Below are 17,245 nucleotides of genomic sequence, written 5' to 3'. Positions count from 1 at the left end.
TAACATGAACAGAGAGCTTCCGGGATTATCTATGAAAAACCCGGTAATGCCTGCGTCAGGGTGTTTTGGTTTCGGGCAGGAATATGCCAGGTTTTACGATTTAAATAAACTTGGAGCTATAACTGTAAAAGCAGTAACGGCAGAAGAGCGGGCGGGCAACCCTGTTCCGAGGGTAGCTGAAACAGAAAGCGGCATGTTAAATGCTATAGGCCTGCAAAATCCGGGGCTGGAACATGTTCTCCAACATGAACTTCCTTGGCTCGAGCAATATGATATTCCAGTCATAGTAAACGTAGCAGGAAATACAATGGAAGACTATATTTACGTGTCGGAGACGGTTTCAAGGGTGAAAAATGTCTCAGCTCTTGAATTAAACATCTCCTGCCCCAATGTGAAAGTTGGAGGTATCCAGTTTGGAAGTGATCCAGCCATAGCTGCTGAACTGACTAAAAAAGTAAAAGCCGTGTCGCAAGTCCCTGTTTACGTGAAATTGTCCCCAAATGTAACGGATATAGTTGAAATGGCCAAAGCTGTTGAAGAAGCAGGGGCAGACGGTTTAAGTATGATAAATACACTGCTCGGTATGAAAATAGATATTAATACCGGGAAACCAGTGATAGCCAACCGGACTGGCGGTCTTTCCGGACCGGCAATAAAGCCTGTTGCCGTGAGAATGATTTATCAGGTTAGTCAGGCAGTAGACATTCCGATTATCGGAATGGGAGGAATCCACACGGCAGATGATATTCTGGAATTCCTGATGGCAGGGGCAAGTGCAGTTGCTATTGGCACAGCCAATTTTGTCAACCCTTTTGCCTGCCCGGAGTTAATCAGCAGCCTTGAAACAAGAATGGCTGAACTCGGCATTGATGATGTGGAAAGTATCGTCGGAAGGAGCTGGAAGACATGCAGCAGCGTGAGCTTATCATCGCGTTAGATTTTTCTTCCAAGGAAGAGGTTAACGCGTTTCTATCCCGTTTTCAGAACGAAAAGCTGTACCTTAAAGTTGGAATGGAGCTGTATTACAAAGAAGGCCCGTCCCTTGTAAATATGCTGAAAGAGCAGGGGCACCAGCTTTTCCTGGATTTGAAACTGCATGACATTCCTACCACTGTAAAACGGGCTATGAAACAACTTGCAGGCTTGGAGGTGGACTTAGTCAATGTCCATTCTCTCGGAGGAAAACAAATGATGGCAGCAGCTAAAGAAGGGCTGGAAAGCGGAACAGCTGCAGGACGCACTTCGCCTTTCTGTATAGCAGTAACCCAGTTAACGAGTACGAGTGACGATATGCTCGTAAATGAATTAGGTATACCTTCGTCAATTGCCGACCATGTGCAGTATTTATGCAGGCAAACGGATGAGGCAGGGCTGGATGGCGTCGTATGTTCTGCCTTGGATGTTCCATCCATCATGAGCCGCTTCCCAAACTTTCTGACTGTTACCCCAGGGATCAGGAGAAAATCAGATGCGATGGATGACCAGGTACGCGTCGTCACACCTGAAAAAGCACGCCATCTCGGGAGCACTGCCATCGTAGTCGGGAGAGGAATCACAAGGGCGGCTGATCCGATGGAAGCTTACACAAATTATAAAAAGGAATGGAGGGCTTGATATGAGAGAAAAACAAACGGCAGACTTATTGCTTTCAATTAATGCTGTGACGCTCCAGCCGGAGGACCCTTTTACATGGAGTTCCGGAATCAAATCACCGATTTATTGCGATAACAGGTTAATTATGTCTTATCCGGCTGAAAGGCAGAAGTTTATTGATTTATTTGTTTCCTACATAAAGGATCATTTCCCTGAGGTGGAAGTGCTCGCAGGTACTGCAACTGCAGGTATCCCGCATGCCGCATGGATTGCAGACCGTCTGGATCTTCCGATGGTTTACGTGAGATCTTCTTCAAAAGGGCACGGTAAACAAAACCGAATTGAAGGGAAATTAAATAAAGGAAAAAGAGTTCTGGTTATAGAAGACCTTATATCGACAGGCGGCTCTTCTATCGAAGCGGCTAAATCAGTGGAAGATGCTGGAGGAAAGGTACTTGGAATTTGTTCTATTTTCACTTATGAGCTTCCCTTAGCTGAGAAGGCTGAAAAAGAATCAGGGTACTCTCTCCATTCATTGACTACCTACTCGTTCCTCCTTAAAACAGCTCTGGAAAATAAACAGATTACTGATGAACAACTGAAACTTTTGCAGCAGTGGCGAGAGGATCCTGAAGGCTGGATGTCTGTCTGACTATTTTAAGGCTCTGTGGTTAACAAAACATCATAATTACCATTTAAGTAAAGCAGTGCCGATAATAAAGGGGCAGAATGGTTATGAGAAAGCTGACACGGGAAGAATTCGATGAACGGGTAGATTTTTTTGACAAAATGGCCTGTTCGTCATGGATCGTTGAAATTCAGAAACAGATGCTTAGTACACTTGGTTCCTGGGATCATTTACGGGTGCTTGATATTGGCTGCGGAACAGGCAGGCTCCTTCACAGAGGCGCTTCAGAGAAATCCAGGTTAACGGGTATAGATTTGTCGCCGTTAACGATTAAACGCGCCCAGGCACTTGCCAAAGAAGTTATTCCGGATACGGATGTAACTTATTACGTGGCGGATGCAGAATCGCTTCCTTTTAGTGATAACTCATACGATCTTGTGCTCTGCTCCTGCTTATTATTTTTAATGCCCGCACCGGAAAAAGTCGTCAGGGAGATGAAGAGAGTGCTGACCACCAGCGGGCGAGTGGCTCTTTTAAATCCCAGTGATGAATTAACCCTTGATATATCCCTCGTTCTTTCGGAAGAGTGGCAGCTTGACAGGACAGAAAGAGAAGCGTTAATTCAATGGGGAAGAATAGCTGAAAAAAGACACAGATTCGGCGCTTATGAAATAAAAGCGTTGTTGGAAAAACACGGCTTTCGTGACGTTTTATCTTCCAAAGTTAAACAGAATATCGGATTAATTACGATAGCTTATGCTGAGTGACTGCCACTCAGCTTTTTTTAATGTGCGGCGCAAATAGAAGAAATTGTAAAGGATAGCCAGATATTATCGAGTTACCCTCCAATTTTCAGCGAATTTGAACTAATTTGATAATTAAAACAAATAGAAATATATTTCGGAAACCGATATATTAGATCTACTGTTTAAAATTGTTAGGGGTAAGTAAATTTTTTCAAATTATTTTATATGTGAAGGAGGTGCCATGATGGACACATTTAAACGTTTAAAACAGTTTTACTGGCCTTATAAACGCTATTTCTTTTTGTCCATTCTTTTTTTATTAGCTGTTACAGCATTTACGGTGGTATATCCGGTTATTCTCCAATTTACAATTGACCATGTGGTATTGGAGGGGAATTTTCATCTTGTCCCTTATGTGGCGGCCGGGTTCTTTTTTATCACATTGCTTAAAGCAGCAGCTGTATACTTTCACCAGTATTTAGGTGACCTGTTTGGCATTCAGTCAGTTTATGAACTGAGAAACGCGCTGTATAAGAAACTTCAGTTTTTGCCTTTCCGTTACTATGATAATGCACGAACAGGTGATTTGATGTCACGGTTAACCGCAGATGTGGAAGGGTTCCGTTTCTTTTTATCATTTGGGTTTGCCCAGCTTATTAATTTAGCTATGCTTGTGGGTTTGAGTATGGGAATTATGTTTTATTACAGCCCTTCCCTGGCTGTGGTAACACTCGCTGCTATGCCTTTCCTCGTCCTGACCGTCTACCGGTTCGATAAAAAAGTCCATCCTGCCTTCACAAACATTAGAAAATCATTTGCAGGAATGACGACCAAAGTACAGGAAAATATCAGCGGGATGACTACAGTTAAATCCCTCTCTAAAGAAACCTATGAGATGGGCAGGTTTGACTCAAAAAACACGGATTATAAAGATAAGTTTATTCATACGGCTAATATTTGGTCAAAATACTTTCCTTTCATGGAACTGATCGGACAGATCTGTGTGGTCGTCCTGCTCGGATTCGGCGGCTGGCTTGTTATTAACGGTGAGATACAGCCGGGGGTGCTCGTCGCATTTTTCAGCTTAATCTGGTTTATTATTAACCCGCTGATGAACCTGGGGTTTATCGTGAATACCTTTTCGCAGTCCAAAGCTTCAGGGGAACGGATCTTACAGGTTCTCGATGAAAGAGAAGATATTTTTGATAAGCCGGGAGCAATAGAAAAAGACCGCCTTGATGGCCACGTCGTATTTGAAAATGTAAGCCACAGTTATGATGAAGAAGAAGATTTGGCATTAAAAAATATTTCGTTTGAAGCACCGCCTGGAAAAACGATTGGCCTCATTGGGGCTACAGGGTCAGGCAAAACATCTATTACGCAGCTGATTTCACGATTTTATGAACCTGATCGGGGCAGTATTTGGATAGACGGCAGGCAGATTACTGATTACACTTTGAAAACAATCCGGAAAAATACAGGTGTGGTACTGCAGGAATCGTTCCTTTTTTCGTCTTCAGTTAAGGATAATATATCTTACGGGGCCCCGGAAGCATCGATGGAGCGTATTATTGATGCGGCTATTCGTGCAGATGCCCATGACTTTATTAAAGATTTACCGGAAGGCTACGATACTATTTTAGGAGAGCGGGGCGGAGGATTGTCCGGTGGGCAAAAACAGAGAATAGCTATTGCAAGAGCGATATGTATTGACCCGAGTATTCTTATTCTTGATGATGCCACCAGTGCAGTGGATATGGAAACTGAAGCAAAAATACAAGCTGCATTTCAGGAAGTTATGAAAGGACGAACGACCTTTATTATCGCGCACCGTATTTCTTCACTTATGCATGCAGATGAGATTATCGTACTGGATGAAGGGGAGATTGTGGAAAGGGGCACGCATGACGAACTCCTTGCCATAGAAGAAGGACATTACAAGCGTATATATGATATACAGTTCCAGGACCGCAAACAATTTCTGGAAGAAGCCACATGAGGAGGTGACGAACGTGAGTGAAAACAATCGGGGCACTCAAAATTATAAAACGCGTGAAGAAAGAACATTAAAGAGGTTTCATTATTCGCAGGACCAGGCTATCGAAAAGCCGTTCAACTGGAAGCAGATGACCCGTTTACTGGGATACATGAAACCGTACTCAACAAATATACTGCCCGTAGCCATCCTTGGAATGCTGATGTCTACAGCAGTCAGGCTCCTGGCTCCTGTATTAATAGGAAGCTATGCTCTTGATCATATTATTGAAACAGGAGATGTGTCTTTTCTAACCATGATGGTTCTTGTCATTGCAGGGCTTTATGTGATCTCCTGGATCGGAAATACATTGCGGATACGGTTTATGAATAAATTAGGGCAGTTAGTTATTTTTGATTTGAGAAAGGCGTTATTTAACCATATCCAGCGTTTGTCTCATCGTTTCTTCGACCAGCGGTCAGCAGGCTCCATTCTTGTGAGAATAACAAATGATGTGAACAGCCTTCAGGACTTGTTTACTAATGGTGTTATTAATTTGTTAATGGATCTGATTATGCTGATAGGGATTATTATTATGCTGTTTATTATTAGCCCTGAACTCACTCTGGCCATTATGGTTGTACTCCCTCTGATGTTTTTTATTTCTACCAGACTCAGGAGAAACATCAGGAGGTCCTGGCAGGAGGTAAGAATTAAACAGTCAATGATTAACTCCCACTTAAATGAGAGTATTCAAGGTATCAGAATTACACAGTCATATACCCAGGAGAAAGAAAATATCGGTTTTTTTAATCAAATGAATGAGCAGAACTTTGAAGCATGGCGAAACGCAACACAAAAAAGTGCGATGTTCCGCCCGTTCGTTGAAATGAGCAGTGCAATCGGTACGGCTGTGCTCTTATGGTATGGCGTTTTCTTAATTCAGGGGCAGGCATTAAGCGTAGGTGAATTTTTCGCTTTTTCACTTTATATAGGAATGTTCTGGGAGCCTATATCACGGCTTGGCCAGGTTTACAACCAGCTTCTCGTAGGAATGGCTTCCTCTGAACGGATTTTTGAGTTTCTTGATGAGCAGCCGTCTGTACCTGAAAAACAAGATGCAAAAAAGCTTAAAGATGTTAAAGGCCATATCCAGTTCGATCAGGTTGAATTTGCTTATGACAAGAACCGTAAAGCCTTGCAAAATATTAACCTTGAAATGAAACAGGGACAGACTGTCGCTCTGGTTGGGCATACCGGGAGCGGTAAAACCACAATTGTCAACTTAATCAGCAGGTTCTATGACCCTACTTCAGGCAAGGTGCTCCTTGACGGACACGATTTGAGAGATGTGAGCCTTGACAGCCTGCGGGAGAAAGTCAGTATTGTGCTTCAGGACACTTTCATTTTTTCAGGAACGATAATGGAAAATATCCGTTTTGGAAGACCGGACGCAACTGATGAGGAAGTGATGGAGGCAGCCAGGACAGTGGGGGCAGATAAATTTATCGCCCAGCTTAATAAAGGGTATGAAACGGAAGTTGAGGAACGCGGTAACGTTCTCTCAGTCGGGGAGCGCCAGCTTATTTCTTTTGCCCGTGCCTTACTGGCTGATCCTCAAATTCTTATATTGGATGAGGCGACGGCTTCAATAGATACGGAGACTGAACAGCTTATTCAAAAGGCTCTTAAAACACTGCTTAAAGGCAGAACAGCGATTATGATCGCTCACCGGCTGTCGACTATCCGTGAAGCAGATAATATTATTGTACTGGAACAAGGGGAAATTTTGGAGCAAGGTAACCACGACGAGCTGATGGACCAGAAAGGTGAATATTACAGCCTTGTTAAATCGCAGTTCAAAGTGCTTAATGCCGTTTAAATGATAAAGTGGGCTGCGCTCCACTAGGAAAACACAAAATAAAGGTGCCCGTGAGCAGCTGCTCATCAGGGCACCTTTTATTAATTAGTTTTCTCAGCTCTCTCTTTAAGTTCGCGGATCAGATTTTCATCGGGTGTTACAAATAACGTTGTCTGATTATCGTAAGTGACGTAACCGGGCTTGGCACCGCTTGGTTTTTTTACATGACGAATTAACGTATAATCAACAGGCACCTGTCCCGACATTCTTCCTTTACTGAAATAGGCAGCTAAATTAGCCGCTTCTTTGAGCGTGGCGTCCCCGAATTCCTGACTGCGGATAATCACATGGGACCCGGGAATGTCTTTTGTATGCAGCCATGTATCGTCTTGCCGGGCAAGCCTGTTAGTCAAATACTCGTTCTGCTTGTTGTTTTTTCCTACATATAAGTCTGCCCCTTCTGAGGAAACATACCTTTCTACAGAAGGTTTTGCAGGTTTCTTTTTCTTTTTCTTCTGAACTCTTTTCTTCAAATAACCCTCGTTTTCAAGTTCTTCACGAATATCTTCCAGATCTTTCGTTGAAGCAAACTCGATTTGCTGAATTAGCGAATCGAGGTAATCCATTTCTGTTTCAGCCTGCTCAATTTGCTCATTGACATAAGCGACTGAATTTTTCAGTTTATGGTATTTCTTAAAAAAAGTCTGGGCGTTTTCAGAGGCAGTTTTTTGGGGATCTAAAGGAATAGTTATTTCTTTTTGATCCGGGTCATAATAATCTATTACTGTTAATTCTTTTTGCCCGGGAGCAGCTAGATGCATATGGGCAGTTAACAATTCGCCAAACTTCTGGTGCTTTTTCGCTTTGTCAGCATCTTTTAACGTTTTTTGGAGTTTAGAAATTTTCTTTTTATTTTTTTGATATTCATTCCGCAGAAACCGTTCAAGATCGTAAGCGCGCTGTTTCACCCGGTCCCTTTCTGCTTTGTCGACATAAAACCGGTCCAGCATGTCATGAATAGTGTTAAAGTAGAGGCGTTCACCTTCCAAATGATCCATAGGGATGATTGAATAAGCTTCTTTAGCCCCTCCTGTAATCATAAATGGGTTATAATTTTTTTCTTTTACAGGTTTTAATACGTCAGTAAATGCTGCAGGCAATGTGTCTCTGTTTATAAGACCGGCCCTGTGCATTATTTCTTTAATTACCTGAGGGGACAGCCCGCTGAATATATCACGGATTTGCTGGTCCATTTTGCCCTGGTTAAAGTTCAGTTTTCTTAACAAACCGGTTTCGTCTATTTCCAGAGGGTTCAATTTATCCTGGTGGGGAGGTTCTTTATAAGGCTGGCCAGGAAGCACCGTCCGGTACTGGGAAAGTGACGGAGGAATATGTTTCATGCTGTCCAGAATAATATCATTCTCTTTATCGATGAAAATAATATTACTGTGCCGCCCCATCAGTTCCAGAATCAGTTTTTTGTATGATACATCTCCCAGTTCATTTCTGCCTTTAAAAGAAAAGGTGACAATCCGTTCAAGCCCATTCTGTTCAATGCTTTCCAGAATGCTCCCTTCAAGGTGTTTGCGTAAAACCATACAGAACATAGGAGGCTCTTGGGGATTATCAAATTTAATGTTAGTCAGGTGAAATCTTGCAAAAGATGGATTAACAGATAAGAACAGGGAATGGTTTGTTCCGCCTGCCCTGACAGTAACCATTAAGTCAGTAGGATAGGGCTGGTGTATTTTAACGATTCTTCCACTGGCTATTTTATCTTTCAGATCATCAGTTACCGCCCGTGTTATAATGCCGTCAAAAGACATTCGGAAACCTCCTTTATATAAGCTGTCATTTGCAGCCTGTTTTTGATAAATGATTGCAGGCAGGAATACCTCAGGCTGTTTATGAGCTTTTCCTATTATAGCAAAAATCATCTATGGAACAAGGCAATAGTATTCAGGAGATAAATAATGTCTATTTTCCCTTTAAAATGGTAAGATTTTTATACGCCCCTTGTTGTCAGTTTGAAAATTGTTTAGAATATAAGTGTGGATGTGATATAAATGATTAAGAGTATGACAGGATACGGGCGGTCTGCTAAGGAAAATGGGAATTTTAAAGTAACAGTCGAGATGAAGGCTGTAAATCACCGTTTTTGCGAAATAAATATACGTATGCCAAGGCAGTTGCTGTTCCTGGAAGACCGACTTAAAAAAGCAATTTCCCGCTATGTGAAACGCGGCAAAGTAGATGTTTTTTTAAACCTTCAGGGAGAAAGTATTGTTAAAAGATCCTTATCAATTGACTGGGATTTATTTCACCAGTATCACCATCTTTATGAACAAATGGTTGAAAACACTGTAGCTTCTGAAGCGTTTCCGATTGATCGCCTCCTTTTACATGAGGAAGTCGTATCAGTTAAAGAGTCAGATGAGGTATCAAAAGAGCTTGAAGAAATGGTTAAAACATCAGTAGATGAAGCCGTCTCCCAGCTTATCAAAATGAGGCAAAGCGAGGGCCGGGAACTGCTTGAGGATTTGTCACACCGCTTACAGAAGCTGTCTGACTATCTGGAGCAGCTGCGGACTTTTGCCCCGCAGGTTCAGGAACTCTATCGGGAAAGACTTCTGAAAAAAGTTGAAAGTTTTATGGAAGGAAATACTGAAATTGATGAATCACGTATTTTAACAGAGGTTTCTGTTTATGCTGATAAATCAGATGTTGAGGAAGAATTAACAAGAATTGACAGTCACCTTAAGCAATTCTCATCGATTTTAAATGACGGGGAAGTGGTTGGAAGGAAACTCGACTTTCTCGTTCAGGAATTGAACAGAGAAATAAATACGATCGGTTCAAAAGCTAACCATCTCGACGTCAGCCAAATTGTTGTGAATTTAAAAGCTGATTTGGAAAAGATAAGGGAACAAGTGCAAAATGTAGAATAATTATAATAATAAATAAACTTTTTTAATAAAGATAGGAGAATGACACTTGGATATTAAACTTATTAATATTGGTTTTGGAAATATTGTATCTGCTAACCGCATTATTTCAATTGTAAGTCCTGAGTCTGCGCCCATTAAAAGGATTATCTCTGACGCGCGTGAAAGAAATATGCTGGTGGATGCTACATACGGACGCCGCACCCGCGCCGTCATCATCGCAGACAGCGACCACGTCATCCTTTCTGCTGTCCAGCCAGAAACAGTGGCACAAAGAGTTATTTCCAGTAAAGACGATGATTCAGAAGAATAACATTTTCAGCCTGTTTCTACTATAATTTTAACGTATGTCTGCCATCGGTTTTCCGATGGCATTCCCTTTGTTATAATAAGACTGCCTACCGCAGCAAATGAAAACATGCTAGAATAGACTTTATAACTAATAGTTGGAGGTTTATATGAAACGAGAAAAAGGTCTCCTCATCGTCCTTTCCGGTCCTTCAGGAGTAGGAAAAGGTACGGTTTGCGGGGCATTAAGAAAACATGATACGCATATTAAATATTCCGTTTCTGCTACTACCAGAAAGCCCAGAGAAGGAGAAGCGGAAGGAGTCAATTATTTCTTTAAATCTCACGAGGAGTTCCAACGTATGATCAGGGAGAACGAACTGCTTGAATATGCCCAGTACGTGGACAACTTCTACGGTACTCCCCGGAACTATGTCGAAGAGATGATTGCCAGTGGGAGAGATGTCATCCTGGAAATCGAAGTTCAAGGAGCCCTGCAGGTCAAGGAAACATTCCCTGAAGGAGTGTTTATTTTTCTGATGCCTCCAAGCCTTAAAGAATTACGTAGCCGGATAGAAGGGCGAGGCACGGAGACGAAAGATCTGATAGATAACCGTATGACAGTGGCCAGAGATGAAATCGATCTGATGGACAAATACGACTATGTGGTTGAAAACGATGAAGTGGAAGCAGCGGTGGAAAGAATAAAATCCATCGTAACTGCCGAGAATTGTAAGAAAGAACGTTTGATCCATCTTTATAAAGAACTTGTTGAGGAGTGATTGTATTGCTACAACCATCTATTGATTCATTAATGACTAAAATTAATTCGAAGTATACGCTTGTGACTGTTTCCGCACACAGAGCGAGACAGCTTCGGGAAAAACCTGAACTCTTTCAAAAAGCAGATGATTCTAAGTCAGTCAATTACGTAGGGATGGCTCTGGAAGAAATTGAGTCTGAGAAACTAACTTACGAAATTCGTGACAAGAAAGAAACAACCTGAATATAATAGGTTGTTTCTTTCTTTTATACCTTGAAAATTATACATACTATCAAAAAAGGTTTGCTTTTCGGCCGGAACTTTGGGGTCAGCGTCTTTGTTATCCGGTAAACCACGATAAAATAAATCAAAGAATAATTGACGGGTCTGCACCCAGTGAGTCAGAAATTTAAAGTATAATAAAACAGATGGAAAACTAAATGGACAAGATATCCGGGGGGAAGAAAATGGCTAAAAAAAATATATTATTGTGTGTCACTGGAGGCATTGCTGTATTCAAAGCAGCAGCTTTAACAAGCAAGCTTATCCAGGAGAATTATAATGTAAAAGTGGTCATGAGTTCATCGGCAAGAGAATTTGTCACTCCGCTGACATTTCAGGCCTTATCCAGAGATCATGTTTACGTAGATACCTTTACTGAACCGAATCCCGCAAAAATTGCCCATATAGATATTGCTGATTGGGCTGATTTGGTTCTCATTGCACCGGCTACAGCTAACATCATCGGAAAGCTGGCTCACGGTATAGCTGATGATATGGTTACGACCACACTGCTGGCTAGCACTGCGCCGGTAATGATTGCCCCTGCAATGAATGTTCATATGTATGACCACCCTGCTGTTAAAAAGAATATGGAAACGCTTAAAGGTTTTGGGTACGACTTTGTAGAACCTGACGAAGGCTATTTGGCATGCGGTTATGAAGGTAAAGGGAGAATGGCTGAACCTGAAGATCTTCTCGCTGTTGTGAATCACCATTTTATACGTCAGTCTCATCCAAACTGGCATGGTAAGCGGGTTTTGGTTACTGCAGGACCGACCCAGGAAGTGATTGACCCGGTGAGGTTTTTTTCTAACCGCTCATCAGGAAAAATGGGGTACGCCATTGCAGAAGCAGCAGCTGCCAGGGGAGCGGAAGTCACTTTAATCAGCGGTCCTGTATCACTTGACCCGCCTCACGGAGTACGACTGCTTCCGGTGACTTCGGCAGAGGAAATGTATAATGCTGCAGACGCCCATTTTGGAAGCGCAGATATCGTGATTAAAGCTGCCGCTGTGGCAGATTACCGGCCTAAAGATACGCATAGCCAAAAAATGAAAAAAACGCCCGGAGACATACAGATTGAAATGGAAAGGACAAAAGATATCCTGAAATCTTTAGGCAGGAAAAAGACAAAGCAGATTCTTGTCGGTTTTGCAGCAGAATCGGAGAATATAGAAGAAAATGCAAGGAATAAAGTCGAATCAAAACGGCTGGATTTAATCGCAGCCAATTCCATTGTTAAAGAAGGATCCGGTTTCCAGGGGGATACGAACGAATTAATGCTCTATTACGCGGACGGGAGAAAGATTCCGGTTCCATTGACTACCAAACATGAAGCAGCCGGGCATCTTCTGAACGCCATTGAACCATTGTTTTCGGAGGGGCATTAAATGATAGCGAAAGTTATAGTGGATGTGGCGGCGAATCAGACAGACCGGGTGTTTGATTATATTGTTCCGGATGAATTCAGGGAAACAATTGCTCCGGGCGCCCGTGTTACCGTATCTTTCGGACCAAGAAAAGTACAGGGATTTGTCACCGGGCTGGATGAACAGAGCAATTATAGTTCAAAAAAGCTTAAAGAGCTTGAAAACCTTATCGATCTAAAGCCGCCTTTAACAAAAGAACTGCTTTTCCTTGCAGAATGGATTAAAAATGATACGCTGTCTTTCCATATATCAGTACTGAAATCAATGCTTCCGGCGGCTATGAGAGCAAAGTATGATAAAAAACTGACACTAGTTTCAAAAGAGATGCTCTCAAAATTGCCTGAAACCATTAAACCTTTCTTTGAAGATGGTAAAACTCTCGACAGCTGGGAAGAATGGAGAAAGAAGGCAGCGGAAGACGAAAAGAAAGATATGATGAAAGCAGTCCGGCAGGAATTAGTGGAAGTAACGCCATTAGTGAAGACAAATGAAACAAAAAAGAAGCAGCTCGTTGTGAGATCCGCCTTATCAAAAGAAGAGCTTAAAGCTGTGCTGGATGATTTTCCTTCAAAGGCAGCTAAACAAAAAGCTCTGCTCAGTTATTTTTATGACAACGTCCAGGAAGACGTTCGTGTCGTTATTTCAGAGCTGATGGAGCAGGCAGGTGTTTCCCGGCAGACTGTTCAGGAGTTAGTTAATAAAGAATATCTTTTAAAAGAAGAACAGGTTGTGAGCCGTGATCCTTTTGAGGGGCGAACATTTGCGTCCTCTTCCCCTCTGCCGTTAATGGATGAACAGGAAGAAGCCCTTACTCCTGTGATAGATTCAATTGTCGAAGAAAGACATACGACCTTTCTGCTGCGGGGAGTCACCGGGAGCGGAAAAACGGAAGTTTATATGCAGGCTATTGACCAGGTAATCCGTAAAGGAAAAGAAGCGATCGTGCTGGTGCCTGAAATTTCATTGACTCCTCAAATGGTAACCCGGTTCAAGGAGAGATTCGGGTCCAGAGTGGCCGTTTTACATAGTGCTTTGTCCAAAGGAGAAAAGTACGATGAATGGCTGAAAATTCGTGAAGGTAAAGTAGACGTTGCTGTAGGAGCGCGTTCAGCTATATTTGCCCCATTCGAAAACCTTGGCATCATCATTATTGATGAAGAACATGAAACAAGCTATAAACAGGAAGAAACGCCAAGGTACCATGCCAGGCAGGTGGCTATTAAACGGGGAGAAATCTATAACTGTCCTGTCATCTTAGGAAGTGCGACCCCTTCCCTGGAAAGTTATGCCCGCGCAAAAAAAGGAGTCTATCATTTACTGACTATGGAAAACAGGGTTAACCATGTGCAAATGCCTGAAGTGACCCTTGTCGATATGAGAGAAGAATTAAGGGAAGGGAACAGATCCATGTTTTCCCGGGAACTTTTAGAAGGTATTGAGGCCCGGTTTAAGAAAAAGGAACAAACAGTTCTGTTTTTGAACCGCCGTGGCTACTCAACTTTTATTATGTGCAGGGACTGCGGATATGTAGCGCAATGCCCTCATTGTGATATTTCATTGACCTATCACCGGTATAACCAGTCTTTGCAATGTCACTATTGCGGTCATTCTGAGACGATTCCAAGTATTTGTCCGGAGTGTCAAAGTGATTCAATTCGATTTTTCGGTACAGGCACCCAAAAAGTAGAGGAAGAGCTTTTGAAACTTTTTCCAGATCTCAGTGTCATTCGTATGGACGTTGATACTACCCGGAAAAAAGGGGCTCATGAACGGCTTTTAAAACAATTTGGTGAAGGAAAAGCTGATGTTCTCTTAGGCACTCAGATGATTGCCAAAGGTCTTGACTTTCCTGATATTACTCTTGTAGGCGTCCTGGCTGCGGATTCCATGCTCCATCTTCCTGATTTCAGGTCTGCCGAAAGAACGTTTCAGCTGCTTACTCAAGTAAGCGGAAGAGCTGGCCGCCATACTAAAAAAGGTGAAGTGATGGTACAGACCTATACACCTGACCACTACAGTATTATTGATGTAAAGGCTCATGATTACCTGTCTTTTTTCGAAAAAGAAATGAGTGTCCGAAGGCAGGGAGGTTATCCTCCCTATTATTTTCTGGCGCTCATTCACGTAAGTGATGAGAGGCTCGATCAGGTCATCTCTGTAAGTGAAAAAATAGCCTCATTTCTAAACAGATCGCTCTCAAAACAGACGATGGTCTACGGTCCAGTAGCCTCGGCCATACCACGGATCAAAGATAGATATCGATACCAATGCATGGTAAAATATAAAGTTGAGCCAAAGTTAACTGAAGCACTGCAGGAAATAATTAAAACATATCAGGGAGAGATGGCCCGAACCGGGCTATCCATTACGATCGATACAAATCCATATACAATGTTATAAACTTTCTAAGGGGAGAATAATATATGAAAATAGTTTTTATGGGAACGCCGGATTTTGCTGTTCCTGTATTGGAATCAGTGGTTAATAACGGCTATGATGTTTCTTTGGTAGTTACCCAGCCTGACAGACCTAAAGGAAGAAAACAGACGTTAACACCGCCTCCTGTCAAGGTGGCAGCAGAGAAAATGGGTCTGCCTGTTTTTCAGCCGGAAAAAATAAAAAACGAAACCGAATGGAAACAGGTCGAAAAAATTAATCCTGACTTAATTATCACAGCGGCTTTCGGACAAATACTTCCTCAGGAACTGCTTGATGTACCTCCGAAAGGCTGTATTAACGTCCATGCCTCACTGCTTCCAAAATACCGGGGAGGGGCACCTATCCATCAAGCAGTGATTGATGGGGAAGAAAAGACAGGGATAACTATTATGTACATGGTTGCTAAATTAGATGCAGGAGATATGATTGCCCAGGAATCACTGCCTATTCTTCCTGAAGATACGACTGGCACAATGCACGATAAATTGAGCCGTTTAGGTGCAGAATTATTAACCAGGACTCTGCCTCTTATTGAGAAAGGAGATATTCACCCGGTTAGACAGGATGAAGAGTATGTGACTTATGCACCTAATATAAAAAAAGAACAAGAACGCATAGACTGGGCTAAAACAGCAGATCAGCTTTTCAATCAGATTCGCGGATTAAACCCTTGGCCTGTTGCCCATACAGAAGCTGAAGGGAAAAGGTTTAAAGTATGGGAAGCCGAAACCAGTCAAGATCATACTGACGAGTCCCCCGGCACGGTCGTGGCAATTGAAGAACACGACATAAAGGTGGCATGCGGGGATGGAAAGACACTGGCATTAACAAAAGTCCAACCTGCAGGAAAAAAACCGATGGATGTTGCTACCTTTTTAAGAGGGGCGGGGAGTAATTGGGAGCCCGGAATGAAGTTAGGAGAGTAATTACATGAAGAAAGACTTAAATACAGCCACCGTAAGGGATGCCGCGTTGGAAATTCTGTTGAAAATAGAAAAGAATCAGGCATACAGCAACCTTCTTATTAACGATACAATTAAAAAAATGAAAGTCCCCCAAGTGGATGTCCCGCTTCTCACCGAGTTAGTTTACGGGACCATCCAGAATCAGATGAGGCTGGATTATTACTTATCTTCATTTACGAAAAAGCCATTAAAAAAATTGGATAAGTGGGTTCACGTCCTTTTAAGAATGACTGTTTACCAGCTTGTATTTTTAGACCGTATCCCGGATCATGCTGCAATTAACGAAGCCGTAGAGATTGCTAAAAAAAGAGGGCATAAAGGGACAGCCGGTTTTGTAAACGGCATGCTGAGAGGATTGCTTCGTGGGGAACTTCCTTCTTTAGATAAAATAAATGATAATGTCAAGCGGCTGTCGGTAGAAACGAGCCACCCTGAATGGCTTCTTAAACGGTGGATAAACCAGTACGGATTTGAAAGGGCAGAAAAAACGGCCCGGGCAAACCTTTCCGCCCCTGTTCATTCGTTGAGGGTTAATACGGCGCGCTCCTCTGTTAAGGATGTTAAAGAATCTTTAACAGCTGAAGGGCTGGAGGTAGAAGAAGGCCCTCTCTTGAAGGAAAGCCTCCGTTTAAAGAAAGGTTCCGTTATTAATTCGGAAGCTTTTAAACAAGGTTACGTATCAGTTCAAGACGAAGGGTCGATGCTCGTTTCTCACGCAGTTGACCCTCAACCGGGGGAGAAAATACTGGATGCATGCGCAGCTCCCGGCGGGAAGTCTGCTCATATGGCTGAACGTATGAATAATGAAGGAGAAATCATCAGTATCGACATCCACGACCATAAAGTGAAACTTGTTAAGGAACAGCAAAAGAGGCTTAACCTGTCTGTCATTAAAGGAGAAACGGCAGACGCCCGGAAACTTCATGAAAAGTTTGCACCCGAAACTTTTGATAAAATACTTGTTGATGCTCCCTGTTCCGGCTTAGGCGTGATACAGAGAAAACCCGATTTAAAGTGGTCAAAGCAGGAAGATGATATACTGCGTTTATCTTCCATTCAAGAAGCGATTGTCCAGTCTGTCTGGCCTCTTCTGAAAAAAGGCGGCCGTCTGGTGTACAGTACATGCACCATTGACGTGGAAGAAAATGACCTTTTAATTTCCCGGTTTGTTGACACGCACGAAGACGCTGTTTTTGATTCACAGCTAAAAGACAGGCTTCCGGCCGTAATCTCAGAAAAAAATGGGGACCTGGCAGGAAAAGTACAGTTATTTCCCGGGGATTTTGGGACAGACGGCTTTTTTATTTCTTCAGTAATGAAACATGACTAA

15 protein-coding genes are annotated in these 17,245 nt (G+C 42.5%); 14 read left to right on the top strand and 1 reads right to left on the bottom strand.

All coding sequences use genetic code 11. The features are described from left to right. Positions 1-4 precede the first annotated feature (4 nt). The 6 genes from BMW59_RS03605 (at position 5) to BMW59_RS03580 (ending at position 6,824) form a co-directional block, all read left to right on the top strand. The gene (locus tag BMW59_RS03605; RefSeq protein WP_093047719.1) at positions 5-937 is read left to right on the top strand and encodes a dihydroorotate dehydrogenase; all 933 of its coding nucleotides are present in this window, start codon (positions 5-7) and stop codon (positions 935-937) included. Next, the gene (gene pyrF / locus BMW59_RS03600) at positions 907-1,614 is read left to right on the top strand and encodes an orotidine-5'-phosphate decarboxylase (RefSeq protein WP_093047656.1); all 708 of its coding nucleotides are present in this window, start codon (positions 907-909) and stop codon (positions 1,612-1,614) included. The genes BMW59_RS03605 and pyrF overlap by 31 nt, the downstream gene beginning before the upstream one ends. Position 1,615: 1 nt before the next feature. Further along, entirely contained in the window at positions 1,616-2,245 is a 630-nt protein-coding gene (pyrE, locus tag BMW59_RS03595; protein ID WP_093047655.1) for an orotate phosphoribosyltransferase, read from the top strand. 83 nt (positions 2,246-2,328) lie between these two features. After that, on the top strand, positions 2,329-2,988 hold the full coding sequence (locus tag BMW59_RS03590; protein ID WP_177174169.1) for a class I SAM-dependent methyltransferase: 660 nt from the start codon (positions 2,329-2,331) through the stop codon (positions 2,986-2,988). A gap of 223 nt (positions 2,989-3,211) precedes the next feature. Further along, positions 3,212-4,966 (top strand): ABC transporter ATP-binding protein, encoded by a 1,755-nt coding sequence (locus tag BMW59_RS03585; RefSeq protein ID WP_093047653.1) that lies wholly within the window; start codon positions 3,212-3,214, stop codon positions 4,964-4,966. A 13-nt stretch (positions 4,967-4,979) separates the two neighbouring features. Beyond that, positions 4,980-6,824: an ABC transporter ATP-binding protein gene (locus BMW59_RS03580; protein WP_245732934.1), complete on the top strand. Its 1,845-nt coding sequence runs from the start codon at positions 4,980-4,982 to the stop codon at positions 6,822-6,824. Positions 6,825-6,904: 80 nt separating this feature from the next. On the opposite strand, the gene BMW59_RS03575 is transcribed toward BMW59_RS03580, so the two are convergent. Beyond that, positions 6,905-8,629, bottom strand: coding sequence for an Rqc2 family fibronectin-binding protein (locus tag BMW59_RS03575; protein ID WP_093047651.1), 1,725 nt, complete (start codon positions 8,627-8,629; stop codon positions 6,905-6,907). A gap of 240 nt (positions 8,630-8,869) precedes the next feature. Here BMW59_RS03575 and BMW59_RS03570 point away from each other — a divergent pair, with 240 nt between their 5' ends. From BMW59_RS03570 to rsmB, 8 genes are all read left to right on the top strand, one after another. Beyond that, positions 8,870-9,751, top strand: a complete 882-nt coding sequence (locus BMW59_RS03570; RefSeq protein WP_093047650.1) for a YicC/YloC family endoribonuclease — start codon at positions 8,870-8,872, stop codon at positions 9,749-9,751. 46 nt (positions 9,752-9,797) lie between these two features. Beyond that, positions 9,798-10,061 carry an extracellular matrix/biofilm regulator RemA gene (remA, locus tag BMW59_RS03565; protein WP_093047649.1) on the top strand — a complete coding sequence of 88 codons (264 nt, stop codon included), beginning with the start codon at positions 9,798-9,800 and terminating at the stop codon, positions 10,059-10,061. Between the two features lie 145 nt (positions 10,062-10,206). Continuing rightward, positions 10,207-10,818 carry a guanylate kinase gene (gmk, locus tag BMW59_RS03560; protein WP_093047648.1) on the top strand — a complete coding sequence of 204 codons (612 nt, stop codon included), beginning with the start codon at positions 10,207-10,209 and terminating at the stop codon, positions 10,816-10,818. A gap of 5 nt (positions 10,819-10,823) precedes the next feature. Further along, positions 10,824-11,042 (top strand): DNA-directed RNA polymerase subunit omega, encoded by a 219-nt coding sequence (rpoZ, locus tag BMW59_RS03555; protein WP_093047647.1) that lies wholly within the window; start codon positions 10,824-10,826, stop codon positions 11,040-11,042. A 224-nt stretch (positions 11,043-11,266) separates the two neighbouring features. After that, positions 11,267-12,472: a bifunctional phosphopantothenoylcysteine decarboxylase/phosphopantothenate--cysteine ligase CoaBC gene (gene coaBC, locus BMW59_RS03550; protein ID WP_093047646.1), complete on the top strand. Its 1,206-nt coding sequence runs from the start codon at positions 11,267-11,269 to the stop codon at positions 12,470-12,472. Then, positions 12,473-14,911, top strand: a complete 2,439-nt coding sequence (gene priA / locus BMW59_RS03545) for a primosomal protein N' (protein ID WP_093047645.1) — start codon at positions 12,473-12,475, stop codon at positions 14,909-14,911. A gap of 23 nt (positions 14,912-14,934) precedes the next feature. After that, positions 14,935-15,876 carry a methionyl-tRNA formyltransferase gene (gene fmt / locus BMW59_RS03540; protein ID WP_093047644.1) on the top strand — a complete coding sequence of 314 codons (942 nt, stop codon included), beginning with the start codon at positions 14,935-14,937 and terminating at the stop codon, positions 15,874-15,876. 4 nt (positions 15,877-15,880) lie between these two features. Next, complete coding sequence (gene rsmB / locus BMW59_RS03535; protein WP_093047643.1) at positions 15,881-17,245, top strand: 16S rRNA (cytosine(967)-C(5))-methyltransferase RsmB; 1,365 nt, start codon at positions 15,881-15,883, stop codon at positions 17,243-17,245.

The sequence above is a fragment of the Salipaludibacillus aurantiacus genome, assembly GCF_900111295.1.
Classification (GTDB): Bacteria; Bacillota; Bacilli; order Bacillales; family Salisediminibacteriaceae; genus Salipaludibacillus; species Salipaludibacillus aurantiacus.
The sequence above is the reverse complement of the archived record's forward strand: the minus strand, read 5'-3'. Positions and strand labels throughout refer to the sequence as shown.